Raw genomic sequence first — 12,640 nt, 5'->3', positions numbered from 1 at the left:
CGCGAAGACGGTGTGTCAGTCGACATCTGTATTGCCTGACACACCGCCTTCGCGAGCAAGCCCGCTCCCACAGGGGGATTTGTGTGGTCCGTCGAGTGCGCAATTATGTTTAAATGCCGCCCCCTACAAATGACCGACCCGCCCCGATGAACCCTGAAGCCCTCGCCACCCTCAACCAACAGGTGCTGACTGCCCTGGCGGCCGCCCCTGCCGAAACCCGTCGCCTGTTCCACGGCCGTGGCCGCTGCTGGCCGGGGCTGGAGCAAGTGACCGTGGACTGGTTGCAAGGCGTGGTGCTGGTGGCGCTGTTCAAGGAGCCGGAAGCGGCGCAACTGGAAGACTTGAAGCAGTTGCTGATGGCAATCACCCAGTCTGAACAGTGGGCAAAATCCGGCGCCCATACGCTGTTGCTGCAACATCGCTACCTGTTGCAAAGCACCACCGAATGGCTGCTTGGGGAAGTCATCGAGGAAATGACCATCACCGAGGGCGGCCTGAAGTACCGGGTGGATCTTGGCCGCAAGCAGAACACCGGGCTGTTCCTCGACATGCGCTACGGCCGCGACTGGGTTCGTGCCAATGCACAGGGCAAACGAGTGCTGAACCTGTTCGCCTACACCTGCGGTTTCTCGGTGGCGGCCATCGAAGGCGGTGCAAGCCACGTGGTCAACCTCGACATGTCCAGCCCGGCCCTGAGCCGTGGCCGCGACAACCATCGGCTCAACGGCCACGACTTGAGCAAGGTCAGCTTCCTCGGCCACGACCTGTTCAAGTCCTGGGGCAAGGTGATCGGCAAAGGCCCCTATGACCTGGTGATCATCGACCCGCCGTCGTTCCAGAAAGGCAGCTTTTTGCTGACCAAGGATTACCAGCGCGTGCTGCGCCGTTTGCCGGAGTTGCTCAGCCCGCAAGGTACCGTGCTGGCCTGCATGAACGACCCGGCATTTGGCGCCGACTTCCTGATCGATGGCGTGACTCGTGAGGCGCCGAGCCTGCGATTCGAGCAGCGGCTGGAGAACCCGCCGGAGTTTCCCGATGCGGATGTGGAGTGTGGGTTGAAGGCGTTGGTGTTTCGGCAGTAACACCGAGTCGTGCCCTTCGCGAGCAAGCCCGCTCCCACATAGGCGTTGTGACGAGCCGAGATCCAGTGTGGGAGCGGGCTTGCTCGCGAAGGGGCCAATGCATTCACCAAACCACCAAGGTTCAGCGCGGCTGCAACACCAAGGCAAACAACTCGCCATGCCCGTTCACGTTGAGCTTGTGATAGAGGTTGCGCCGGTGCACTTTCACCGTCTCCGGGGAGATGCCCATTTGCTGGGCGATGGCCTTGCTGGAGAAGCCCTGGAGAATCAGGCGCGCGGTTTCGATTTCCCGCAGCGTCAGGCGTGCGTCGAAGCGATCGAGCAAGGCCGCCAGATCGCCGGCCGGCGGTTCGGCGACCGGCCCTTCCGGCGGCAGCAAATCCAGGTGGCGGCGCATCGCTGCCAACACCCAATCACGCACGCAGAGCAGGCGGCCCTGTTCCTCAAGGCTAAAGCGCGAAGCACGCCCGAGGGACAGGCCGAGCACGGCACCGTCGACGTTGACCATGAACTGCAACTCGTCCGCACCGACCACGGCGCTGAAGTAACTCAGGTAATACTCGCTGTGCTGGAATTGGTCGGGGGCCACGGATTCGAGGCTGTGCAAACCGTCGGCAATGCCCGCACAGGCGGCTTGATAGAACGGATCGAGCAGGTACATGCCGGCGCTGTAGTCCGCCAGTTCTTCATGTTCTTCGGTGCTGCCCTTGGCATCGAAATCGATCAGCAGGCGCGGCACATGGCCCGGACGCATCAGCGCTACCAAGGCGTTGTCCAGCGGCACCAGCAAGCGCAAAGTATCGACCAGCGCACGCCAGAAACCGTCCCGCCCCACCGCCGTGAAGACCCGCGCCAGTCCCTGGTGCACCGGCATCTCTTTCAACAACGCGTCCAAGCACTACCCCTTTCGAGTAACCCATGATGGGAATGGGTGAAGGTCACCCCGGTCGATACGCTGCAAACTCCTGATTACCACCGGCCATAGCAGGCCAGGAGTGCCGCATCATGAGTCGTCACCGCTTGTATTTCAATCTGGGGTTTGGCGCCTGTCTGGCGGCGTCGCTGCCGGCCTTTGCCGTCGAAGCCCCGACCGTGCACGTGTACAACTGGTACGACTATATCGGCCCCACCACCCTGCAGGATTTCAAGCGTGACACCGGGATTGCGCCGGTCTACGACACCTTCGACAGCGCCGAAGTACTCGAAGGCAAGTTACTCACCAGCCGCAGCGGCTACGACGTGGTGGTGGCGAGCAACTTCAGTCTGCCCACGCTGATCAAAGCCGGCGCCCTCGCCCCACTGCCCCGTTCGCAGATGCCGGACTTCAAGAACATGGACGCCGATCTGCTGGCGAAACTGGCCAACAACGATCCGGGCAACCAGTACGCCGTGCCGTATCTTTGGGGCACCAACGGCATCGGCTACAACATCGACAAAGTGCGCGCGGTGCTGGGCGACAAGGCACCCGTGGATTCCTGGGACCTGGTGTTCAAGGAAGAGAACCTGGCCAAGCTCGGCGAATGCGGCGTGGCCATGCTCGACTCGCCGTCGGAGATGCTGCCGGTGGCCCTGCACTACCTCGGCCTGCCGCCCAATAGCACCAACCCCGAGGACTACAAAAAGGCCGAAGCGCTGCTGCTGAAGTTGCGTCCGCACATCGCCTACTTCAACTCGTCGAAGTTCATCAGCGACCTGTCCAACGGCAACATCTGCGTGGCGGTCGGCTGGTCCGGCGCGATGCTCGAAGCCAAGACCACCGCCGAGCAGGCCGGCAACGGCGTGAAGATCGCCTACAGCCTGCCCAAGGAAGGCGCGCCGGTGTGGTTCGACACGCTGGTGCTGCTCAAGGACGCACCGCACCCGGAACAGGGGATGGCTTTCATCGACTACCTGATGCGCCCTGAAGTCATCGCCCCGGTCAGCGACCACCTCAACTATCCCAACGGCAACCGCAGCGCGACCACGCTGGTCGCCGAAGCGACCCGCAGCAACCCGGCCGTGTATCCGCCAGCCGAAGCCATGGCCACCTTGTTCACCCTCCAGCCTTTGCCACCGGCTACCGAGCGCGTGCGCACGCGGATCTGGAGCAAGGTCAAAAACGGCCAATAAACACACCGCCTGTCCCTGTGGGAGCGGGCTTGCTCGCGAAAGCGGTGGATCAGCAAAAATTGATAGCGACTGACACTACGCCTTCGCGAGCAAGCCCGCTCCCACATTGGGATTACGGTGCCCGAAACACCCTTTTTTCTGCCACGAATTGAAGATGAGAAAAACCATGAAACCACGCGCCCGCGACCTGAATATCCCGTTCGGCCAACTGCAACCCGGCCCGCTCAACGCCATCACCGATGTCCCCGGCGTGCGGGTCGGCCACAGCGATGTACGAGGCCGGACAGCCAATGGCCGCGACATCCTCACGGGCGTCACCGTCATCGAGCCGCGTGCCGGTTCCACCAGTCAGCAACCCTGTTTTGCCGGCGTGCATGTACTCAACGGCAATGGCGATGCCACGGGGCTGGAATGGATTCGCGAAGCGGGATTGCTGACCAGCCCCATCGCGTTCACCAACACCCATAGCCTGGGTGTGGTGCGGGATGCGCTGATTGTGCTCGACCGCGAGCAGCAAGCCGATGACGGACGTCTCTACTGGAACATGCCGGTGGTGCTGGAAACCTTCGACGGCCTGCTCAACGACATCAACGGTTTTCACGTGAAGCCTGAACACGTGGCCCAAGCCGTGCGCTCGGCGGCGGGTGGCCCGGTGGCCGAAGGCAATGTCGGCGGTGGCAGCGGCATGATCTGCCACGAGTTCAAGGGCGGCATCGGCACCGCGTCGCGACGCTTGAACAGCGCCCAGGGTGGCTGGACGGTGGGGGCGATTGTCCAGGCCAACCACGGCATCCGTCATGAACTGCGTGTCGATGGTTATCCGGTCGGGCGCTACATGGAACAGGTCGATTCGCCGTTCCTCAAGGCCTCGTTGCCCCACCCGGGCATGGGTTCGATCGTGGTCTGCCTGGCCACCGATGCGCCGTTGCTGCCGCACCAGTGCACGCGCCTGGCCCAGCGCGCCAGCCTCGGCCTGGCCCGCACCGGCGGCGGTAATGAAGACCACAGCGGCGACATCTTCATCGCCTTCGCCACCGGTAACGATCACGTGCCGCCGGCCGCCTATGAGAGCAAGAAAGCGCCGACCACCGACAACCTGAGCATGGTCAACAACGACCACATCAGCGAGCTGTTCCTGGCCGCCACCGAAGCCGTGGAAGAAGCCATCATCAATGCCTTGCTCGCCGCCGACACCGCCGAAGGCAACGGGCACGCGGTGCAGGGGCTGGATGTCGAAACGTTGCTCAAGGCGTTGCGTAGCGCCGGCTGGCCGGGGGATGCGACTAGTGGTACTTGAGTGAAATACTCGGTCTTTTTACGATGAACTTGCGCAGCCGCTTGTTGACTCAAACCGCTGCGTAGGTGGTGAGTGATCTGAACCCCTACCAAGCTCACCGCCTGCTTCATGCGCATCTTGAGCCTCACGGCTCCTCTTCCTCCCCATCAAAGAGCTTTGAGGCTCTTTTTTTGCCTCTGAAAAACCAACACATTTCCCCTGTAGGAGCTGGCTTGCCAGCGAAGGCGCCGTGTCAGTCGCCATGAATGTTGGCTGACATACCGCTTTCGCTGGCAAGCCAGCTCCTGCAAGAGATTTTCATTGGGGTTCGGTGGTGCACAACGACCGCCACGCCGCCTGTGCCAGCATGTCCCGGTACGCCTTCGGGCTGCCCTTGACCCGGCCCGACAACCAGGCGCGGCAGTAACTGTCGGCCTGGCCGACGATCAGCGACAGTATCAGTTCCGCCGGAAAACTCCCCAGCTCATTACCGTGTGCCCTCAGCCACTCCAGCAACTGCTTGTTGCGCGTCTTGTTGCGGGTGGCGAGTTCGTCCTTGAACGGCCCCTTGGTGACGGCAAACCGCGCGTGGTACTGGAACCGTGCCCACTCCGGCTGGCTATCGACCCAGTCCACATAACTGTGCACCAGCGCGTGCACCCCCGCTTGTGTGGTGTGTGCGTCAGCCAGGTAGCTGTCGCGCAAACGGGCCTGATCATCGAGGGCGGTAAAAAACAGCGCCGCCACCAGACCTTCCTTGTTGCCGAAATGGTGATAGATCGCGCCGACACTGGTATCGCATTCGGCGCGAATCATTTCGATGGTCGTGGCCTCGATCCCCTGTTCGTTGAACAGGCCGAGGGCCTTTCTGAAGATGTCGCGCTTGAGTTCGGCGCGTCGTCCGGGGTAGCAGCGTTCGAGCAGGTCGGCGGTTTCCATGCTGAAAAACAGTCCAGAAAAGTCATGGGTGGAGGCTGGCGGTGGCCAACGAACAAGCGGCGCTAGGTTGACAGATTTCTCATCGACAGAATACTGTTCCGTCACAGAACATTATTCTGTTACGGAAAATTGTTCTGCAAAATGTCATCCTCAAGAGGCAAAAAAATGAGTCAGTTCCTCAGCATGTTCAACAGCGCCGGGCCAGAAGCGTTCAGCAAAATGGCCTGCCAGGTGGCGCCCTACTTCTCCACCATCAACCCGTTGGTCAAGGATTTGCGCAAAGGCTCTGCCACCGTGCACGTGCCGTTTGCCCGGGAAATCACCAATCATTTGGGTACGGTGCATGCGATTGCGATGTGCAATGCCGCCGAACTGGTCGCCGGGATGATGACCGACGTTTCCATTCCCGCCGGCGCACGCTGGATTCCCAAAGGCATGACCGTCGAATACCTGGCCAAGGCAAAGAGTGATGTGACGGCAGTAGCCGAGGGGGATGCGCTGGACTGGACCACCGAAGGCGACAAGATCGTGCCCGTGGATATTCACGATGCCGAGGGCAAGAAGGTGTTCACGGCGCGGATAACCATGAATGTGAAGCTGTCCTAAACACTGAGCACGATCCTTGTAGGAGCTGGCTTGCCAGCGAATGCGGTATGTCAGCCAACAATCATGGCGACTGATACGGCGCTTTCGCTGGCAAGCCAGCTCCTACAGGGGATTTGTGGTGTTTGGGAGAGTGCGATCAGACCAGGCGCAACCGGGGGCCAGACACCGGCACCGCATCGTCACCCAACCGCTCCCGCACCAACTCCTGAGCCTTGCGTGTCAGCTGGTCAAGATGCCGGTCGCGTTGTTTTTCCGCATCGGTCATGGCCCGCTTGCCGTGCTTTTGCAGCAGGTAGGTATGAATCTGCCGCACTTCCAGCGAGCTGTAGACCGACGCCACGTCCAGCAGCGCCATCAAGCCATCGGTGGCGTGGTCGCGGGTGTTCATCAACACCTGGGTCGCACGCACGCCCACCACCTGAAAACCCATCGCCTCGAAATACGGCACCTTGGCCACCGCGCAGGTCAGCTCGGCATGAGGATAACGGCCGACCATTTCCCGCAGCATCCGCCGGGCCACGCCCTGGCGCCGATACTCGGCCTGTACCGCCATGTACGCCACGCCGCAAGCCTCGGGGTCGTCCTGCACCGGCAGGTACAACAGAAAGCCAATCACCTTTTCCGGATCGTCTTCGTCAGTGGCAACGATCAACTCCACGGCAATGCCCTTTTCACCATTCAGCGCTTGCAGATACAGGTGCACCTCATAGCCGATCGCGTATTGATAGAGGTTGTACAGCAGGTTGCTTGGCGGGATCGCGACCATGCTGATGTCGGTCAGGTTGTCGACCACCATCTGCAGGATCTGGCTATTGATGTGCTCGGGGCACGGGGTCTTGAAGTGGTTGATCAGGGGCATTGCGGTGACAGGCTCCGGGGGCAAGGGCCGCCTATCATAGCGCGCCTGACACGTCCGGTCCGAAGGGTGATGGACAATCCCCCATTCATGAGCCATGCGTATCGTCGCCGGACGCCTGGCTGCGTTTTCGAGGCTGCAGCGATGAGACAGGCACACTTTGTGCTGGATGAGCAGGTGTCTTCGCGAGCAGGATCCCTCCCACAGGGGACAGCGGTTTTGCCCACACCTTGATCTTCCGTGGAAGCTCACCTGCTCGCGAAAGCGTCCACCAGCACACCGGCCTGTGGTGTGTGTGGGGGGAATGGGTGGGTGAAGCCCCCCAACTTTGAGGATTCCCACCCACCGTGCCACTACGACCAAAGTCTGATCCATCAAGCATTTGATATCAAACAGCTATTTGTCTCCCCCGGGTCTCCCCGCGATTGGCTCACCTCTTGCATCGAGCGTATTGCGAACGTCAGCCACACCGGCGCGCCCCGAGGGAAACAAGATGAAAAACACACCAGACCTCAAATCGCTCGGCTTTTTCAGGAAAGCGAGTATCGCCGCTGTGATGCTGATCAACGTCAGCCTCGGTACCGTCAACGCCGCACCACTGGATGATGTCAGCCAGCCGCCTCCAACAGATCCTTCGGCGTTTACCAACCCGGCGGCCGACCCCAAGGCCGCGCTGGATTCCATACTGACCATGCCACCCGCCAACCAGGGCGCCATCGCCCTGCCCAACGGTGTGTATGGCACCCGCACCACACCAACGACCGACAACGTGTTGCCGCCAGCCCTGCAGACATCATTCAAAATCCCCACCAACGGCAAGCCCAGCCCATTGTTCGGGGCCCAGCCGTACACTCAGCAACTGCTGCTGTTCGAAGAATTCGGCACGGAGAAACTCGACCCGACACTGCCGGCGCCCACCCTGACCTTCCCGGTTCCGACCGTCGGCCCGGCGCCCCTGCAGGACCCGAACAGCATCGCCCGCAGCGGCCCTTCGGCCGCAGCGCTGGAAGCCTTCATGCGCCAGCCGGGGCTGTACCCGTTTCCGGCGCAGTATTCCAACGCGCTGGACCGCAACCCGTGGCAAGCGCAGATCGAAGCCTTCCTCAACCGCCATCCGGTCGGCTCGCCGGCTGAAGGTCGTCCGCCAGGAAAAGGCTGGTCGCACCAGCGCTGGAACGAGTTCTACCCACAGGTCGCCTTCAAAACCGCTCAAGCGGGCGCCAAGCTCAACGGCGGCATGCGCGATCGCCGGCAAATGCACAACTACGCCGTCGGTGAGTTCGGGCCTGGCGGACTCTACAACCAGACCTCCGACACCCCGGTCATAGCGGGCACCACCAAAGGCATCGACACCCGTTTCCACCCCAACATGCCGATTCAGAACCACAAGGCACTCTGGACCTTCGACGGCACCTTTCCGCCCAAACTGTTGATGGTGCGTTACGGCCAACCGGTGCTGATGCGGCACTACAACGCCCTGCCGATTGATCCGTCGGCCAACATGGGGTTTGGCCTGCACACCCTCACCACCCACGAACACAACGGCCACTCTCCGGCTGAAAGCGACGGCTATGCCAATGCGTTTTTCTTTCCGGGGCAGTACTACGACTATCGCTGGCCGATCCAGTTGGCCGGTTACGACACCATCAACACCAGCGCCCAGGATCCGCGCGCGGCGTTCCCCTGCGCCCCGGGCGAAACCCTGTATGTCAACGATGCCACTCCGGGCCTCAAGACGTGCAACAACGGCAGCATCAAGATCCGTGGCGACTGGCGCGAAACCATGAGCACCCACTGGTTCCACGACCACATGCTCGATTTCACCGCGCAGAACGTCTACAAGGGCAACGCGGTGATGATGAATTACTACAGCGCCCTGGACCGCGGTAACGAAGCCTTCGAAGACGGCGTCAACCTGCGCCTGCCCAGCGGATCGGCGTTGCCCTGGGGCAACCGCGACTATGACGTCAACCTGATGGTGGCCGACAAGGCCTGGGATGCCAATGGCCAGTTGTGGTTCAACCCGTTCAACACTGACGGCTTCCTTGGCGATCAGATCCTGGTCAACTGGCAGTACCAGCCGCGCCTGAATGTGCGGGCGCGTAGCTATCGTTTCCGTATCCTCAACGGCTCGGTGTCGCGCTACTTGAGGATTGCACTGGTGCGTGAAGTCGCCGGCACCGGCGGCGAATTCCCCGGCCCGGCCGGTTCTGGCCTGTCTTATACCCGTGTGCCGTTCCACTTGATCGCCAACGACGGCAACCTCATGGAACACGCCGTGCCGTTCGATGGCAGCATGGACCTGGACGGTGACGGCGACATGCAGAACCACAACGCCATCCTGCCGACCATGGGCATCGCCGAGCGTTACGACATCATCGTCAACTTCGCGAAAAACGGGATCAGCGTCGGCGACAAGCTGTACTTCGTCAACCTGTTGGAGCACCAGAGCGGCAAGGGTCCGGAGGCTCTACCCCTGAGCCTGGCCGATGTGCTGTCCGGGAAGTACAAAGCGGTGCTCAAGTCGGGCAGCAAAGGCCTGGAGTGGGACAACGGCGACCCGGCGGTGGGCAAGTTCATGCAGATGGTGGTCAAGCCTTATGCCGGCCAGGACGTGAGCATGAACCCCGCCGACTACGAACCCGCCAAGCCGGGTAAAGCGGCCGGCAAGATGATGATCCCGCTGACCATCAACCGCGACGATCCGGCGATGCAGGCCAAGCTCAAGCTGGCACGGCATCGTGAGTTCATCTTTGGTCGCTCCGACGGCACCGACGAAGCACCCTGGACGATCAAGACCGACGGCGGTTTCGGCTACCACATGGACCCACGGCGGATCAGCGCCGCTCCGCAACTGGCCAACGGTCCGACCGATGCCGGGTTCTCCGGTGACGGCACCCTGGAAGTGTGGAAAATCAAGAACGGCGGCAACGGCTGGAGCCACCCGGTGCACGTGCACTTCGAAGAAGGCATCATCCTCCACCGCGATGGCAAGGCACCGCCGGAATGGGAAAAATGGGCACGCAAGGACGTCTATCGCATCGGCGAGGGCATCGACAGCTCGCAGGAAGTGGAAATGGCGATCCACTTCCGGGAATTCGCCGGGACCTACATGGAGCACTGCCACAATACCCAGCACGAGGACAACTCCATGTTGCTGCGCTGGGATATCGAGCACCCCGGCCAGTTCCAATTGATGCCAACGCCCCTGCCTGGCTGGGACGGCGTGGCCTACGTCAACTCCGCCGCGCTGCCGACCTTCCGCACTGGCGATACCCGTGTCAATGACGGCGATAACAAAAACCCGATCGCCAACCCCGACAGCGCCATCAGCAGCAACGGCCAACCGCTGACCATCAACGTGCTGGCCAACGACACCGACCCTGACGGCAACGTGCCACTTAAAGTGGTGGGCCTGGAGCAACCGGACTCCGGCAAGGGCACGGTCAGCACCGATGGTCTGCGCGTGATCTATACACGACCGGCCACGGTCCTCGCGCCGTTCACCGCGACCTTTACCTATAAGGCCGCCGATGCCAAGGGTGCGGAATCGCCACCGGCGACGGTGTCCGTGGCGGTCGGGGCAGTGGTCGTCGAGAACCTGATCGTCACCAGCGCTACCGTCATCGCCCGCAGCAACAGCCGCTACTACTGGGTCCTGTCCGGCACCACCACGCGTGGCACGGGCAATACCATCACGGCGACGGTCACGACCACATCCGGTCCGCTGAACCTTGGCGCCGCCACCCTTACGCCTACGGCGACAGGCGCGCGCTGGAATATCGCGGTGACGACCACCGGCAGTGGCCCATCGCCTGGTGCGACGGCCACCGTCACATCGGCCTTCGGCAGAACCGTGACAGTGCCAGTGCACTAGAGCGCAGTGATCGGCGCCCGGCCCATGCAATGTGGACCGGGCGCTTTTTTTTGTGGATCGTACGGTGGTGCCGTGGGGGGTACTGACTATCGACCGGCATTTGCGCTGACTGTCAGGCCGCTATCGCGAGCAGGTTCGCTCCCACCATTGATCGGTGTCGAACGCGAATCCCGTGTACGACACAAAACCACTGTGGGAGCGAGCTTGCTCGCGATTGGGGCCTCCAGTCAATGCTGCGGCGCCACCATCCGAAAGCGGATATTGATCTCGTTGGACACCACGCTGTCCGCCCACTCGCCCTCGCCCATCTTGAAGTCGTCACGCTTGAGGACCAGTTGACCATCGAAGATGCCGATGGAGCTCTCCGATTTCAGCAGCACCGGCACACTCACTTCCCGAGTAAGCCCCCGCAGGGAAAGCTTGCCGGTGATGGTGTAGCGGTTATTGCCCAGGGCCTTGATGGACGTCGACACGAAGGTAGCCACCGGATAAGTCGCGGTGTTGAACCACGCCGGCTTTTGCAGCTCGGTATTGGCGTCGCTGCTACCGGCGTCGATGCTCTTCAGGTAGATGGTCAGCTCGGCATGGGCGGCGCTGGGGTCATCGGTGTCGAAGTCCAGTTTGGCCTTGAACTTGCCGAAGGTGCCGTAGGTTCTCGAACCCATCTGCTCATAGGTGAAACTCAATGTACTGGCCTTGGCGTTCACTTCCTTGTATTCCACGGCTGCAGCGAACGGCGCCAGGCTGAACTGCACCGGGCCGAACACAAACGTGCCGGCCAGAGCGACGAAACACGCGGATCGAAGATTCATGGCACTCTCCGGGAGGGCTCCCGTCTTGAGTTGTCGTGCCGCACAGGTCGGGTGGCACCAGATGGACTAAAGCAAACTACGGGGGTTTATTCCACTTCACGCATGGATTTACGACCACCTGCCGATGATTACCTGCACTCCCCGCGTTGCCACGCCCGCTGCAACAACTCGATCACCTCGGCATCCGAGGTCTGGGAAAAGTCCATGTACCAATGGCCAATCGAAGTGAACCACTCCGGCATCAGCGGGCAGACCAATTCATCCACCTCGCTGCGCAGCGCCTGCGCCGTCTCGATCGGCGCCACCGGCACCGCCACCACGATGCGCGATGGTGCCTGCACCCGCAGCGCATGAATCGCCGCCATCATCGAGGCACCAGTGGCCAGGCCATCGTCGATCAGGATCACCACCTGATCCTTGAGCTGCACCGGCGCCCGCGTGCCGCGGTAGACCTGCTCGCGACGCAGCAGTTCGCGGGTTTCCCGTTCGACCACGGCGTCGAACGCGGCGCGATCAATCGGGTGCACCCGCAGTGCCTCTTCATTGCGAATCTGGATACCGCCGCTGGCAATCGCGCCCATGGCGTACTCCGGGCGGGACGGCACGCCGAGCTTGCGCACCAGCATCAGGTCCAGGCGAACCTTCAGCGCCGTGGCCACTTCATAAGCCACCGGCACGCCGCCACGGGGCAAGGCTAAAACGATGACGTCGGGGCGGTGGGCGTAAGGCAGCAACGGCTCAACCAGCCGTCGCCCCGCCGCCGCCCGGTCCTGCAAGATGGAATGCGACAAGGGGTTCATTCGAAAACCTCCCCAGGCGATCACGCCTGCGAACTTCAGCCAAACCTGCCCTCTGGAGCAAAGACTTTTGTGGCGAGGGAGCTTGCTCCCGTTGGAGTGCGCAGCACTCCCAAGTTCTGGGGCCGCTACGCAGCCCAACGCGAGCAAGCTCGCTCGCCACAGGTTTCGGTGCATAGCATTATCCGCCCCCTTCGTCCCACCTACACCAAACCTGCCCTCTGGAGCAAAGACTTTTGTGGCGAGGGAGCTTGCTCCCGTTGGAGTGCGCAGCACTCCCAAGTTC

General features: G+C 61.8%; 10 protein-coding genes. 5 read left to right on the top strand and 5 right to left on the bottom strand.

From position 1 onward, the window contains the following. Nucleotides 1-146 precede the first annotated feature (146 nt). Entirely contained in the window at nt 147-1,082 is a 936-nt protein-coding gene (locus tag AC07XF_RS27650) for a class I SAM-dependent methyltransferase (protein ID WP_495029042.1), read from the top strand. Nucleotides 1,083-1,203: 121 nt separating this feature from the next. On the opposite strand, the gene AC07XF_RS27645 is transcribed toward AC07XF_RS27650, so the two are convergent. After that, on the bottom strand, nt 1,204-1,977 hold the full coding sequence (locus tag AC07XF_RS27645; RefSeq protein WP_495029041.1) for a helix-turn-helix transcriptional regulator: 774 nt from the start codon (nt 1,975-1,977) through the stop codon (nt 1,204-1,206). Nucleotides 1,978-2,087: 110 nt separating this feature from the next. Here AC07XF_RS27645 and AC07XF_RS27640 point away from each other — a divergent pair, with 110 nt between their 5' ends. Beyond that, nucleotides 2,088-3,191 (top strand): extracellular solute-binding protein, encoded by a 1,104-nt coding sequence (locus AC07XF_RS27640; RefSeq protein ID WP_495029040.1) that lies wholly within the window; start codon nt 2,088-2,090, stop codon nt 3,189-3,191. Between the two features lie 166 nt (nt 3,192-3,357). After that, on the top strand, nt 3,358-4,488 hold the full coding sequence (locus AC07XF_RS27635) for a DmpA family aminopeptidase (RefSeq protein ID WP_495029039.1): 1,131 nt from the start codon (nt 3,358-3,360) through the stop codon (nt 4,486-4,488). Nucleotides 4,489-4,785: 297 nt separating this feature from the next. On the opposite strand, the gene AC07XF_RS27630 is transcribed toward AC07XF_RS27635, so the two are convergent. After that, entirely contained in the window at nt 4,786-5,406 is a 621-nt protein-coding gene (locus AC07XF_RS27630) for a TetR/AcrR family transcriptional regulator (protein WP_495029038.1), read from the bottom strand. A gap of 165 nt (nt 5,407-5,571) precedes the next feature. On the opposite strand from AC07XF_RS27630, the gene AC07XF_RS27625 reads away from it, so the two are divergent. Beyond that, nucleotides 5,572-6,012, top strand: a complete 441-nt coding sequence (locus AC07XF_RS27625) for a hotdog fold domain-containing protein (protein ID WP_495029037.1) — start codon at nt 5,572-5,574, stop codon at nt 6,010-6,012. A gap of 136 nt (nt 6,013-6,148) precedes the next feature. Here the strand turns inward: AC07XF_RS27625 and AC07XF_RS27620 are convergent, their stop codons facing one another. Next, nucleotides 6,149-6,871, bottom strand: a complete 723-nt coding sequence (locus AC07XF_RS27620) for a GNAT family N-acetyltransferase (protein WP_495029036.1) — start codon at nt 6,869-6,871, stop codon at nt 6,149-6,151. Nucleotides 6,872-7,361: 490 nt separating this feature from the next. On the opposite strand from AC07XF_RS27620, the gene AC07XF_RS27615 reads away from it, so the two are divergent. Further along, nucleotides 7,362-10,745, top strand: a complete 3,384-nt coding sequence (locus tag AC07XF_RS27615; protein ID WP_495029035.1) for an Ig-like domain-containing protein — start codon at nt 7,362-7,364, stop codon at nt 10,743-10,745. A 227-nt stretch (nt 10,746-10,972) separates the two neighbouring features. Here the strand turns inward: AC07XF_RS27615 and AC07XF_RS27610 are convergent, their stop codons facing one another. Both AC07XF_RS27610 and AC07XF_RS27605 read right to left on the bottom strand, forming a co-directional pair. Then, nucleotides 10,973-11,557 (bottom strand): YceI family protein, encoded by a 585-nt coding sequence (locus AC07XF_RS27610; protein ID WP_495029034.1) that lies wholly within the window; start codon nt 11,555-11,557, stop codon nt 10,973-10,975. 128 nt (nt 11,558-11,685) lie between these two features. Continuing rightward, nucleotides 11,686-12,357, bottom strand: coding sequence for a phosphoribosyltransferase (locus tag AC07XF_RS27605; RefSeq protein ID WP_495029033.1), 672 nt, complete (start codon nt 12,355-12,357; stop codon nt 11,686-11,688). Nucleotides 12,358-12,640: the final 283 nt, after the last annotated feature.

This window comes from Pseudomonas sp. GW821-FHT01C01 (assembly GCF_059422645.1).
The sequence above is the reverse complement of the archived record's forward strand: the minus strand, read 5'-3'. Positions and strand labels throughout refer to the sequence as shown.

Bases quoted from the DNA above. Each gene is read 5' to 3' on its own strand.
- AC07XF_RS27625 (WP_495029037.1), top strand. From the start codon at position 5,572: ATGAGTCAGTTCCTCAGCATGTTCAACAGCGCCGGGCCAGAAGCGTTC.
- AC07XF_RS27620 (WP_495029036.1), bottom strand. From the start codon at position 6,871: ATGCCCCTGATCAACCACTTCAAGACCCCGTGCCCCGAGCACATCAAT.
- AC07XF_RS27610 (WP_495029034.1), bottom strand. From the start codon at position 11,557: ATGAATCTTCGATCCGCGTGTTTCGTCGCTCTGGCCGGCACGTTTGTG.
- AC07XF_RS27650 (WP_495029042.1), top strand. From the start codon at position 147: ATGAACCCTGAAGCCCTCGCCACCCTCAACCAACAGGTGCTGACTGCC.
- AC07XF_RS27640 (WP_495029040.1), top strand. From the start codon at position 2,088: ATGAGTCGTCACCGCTTGTATTTCAATCTGGGGTTTGGCGCCTGTCTG.
- AC07XF_RS27630 (WP_495029038.1), bottom strand. From the start codon at position 5,406: ATGGAAACCGCCGACCTGCTCGAACGCTGCTACCCCGGACGACGCGCC.
- AC07XF_RS27615 (WP_495029035.1), top strand. From the start codon at position 7,362: ATGAAAAACACACCAGACCTCAAATCGCTCGGCTTTTTCAGGAAAGCG.
- AC07XF_RS27605 (WP_495029033.1), bottom strand. From the start codon at position 12,357: ATGAACCCCTTGTCGCATTCCATCTTGCAGGACCGGGCGGCGGCGGGG.
- AC07XF_RS27635 (WP_495029039.1), top strand. From the start codon at position 3,358: ATGAAACCACGCGCCCGCGACCTGAATATCCCGTTCGGCCAACTGCAA.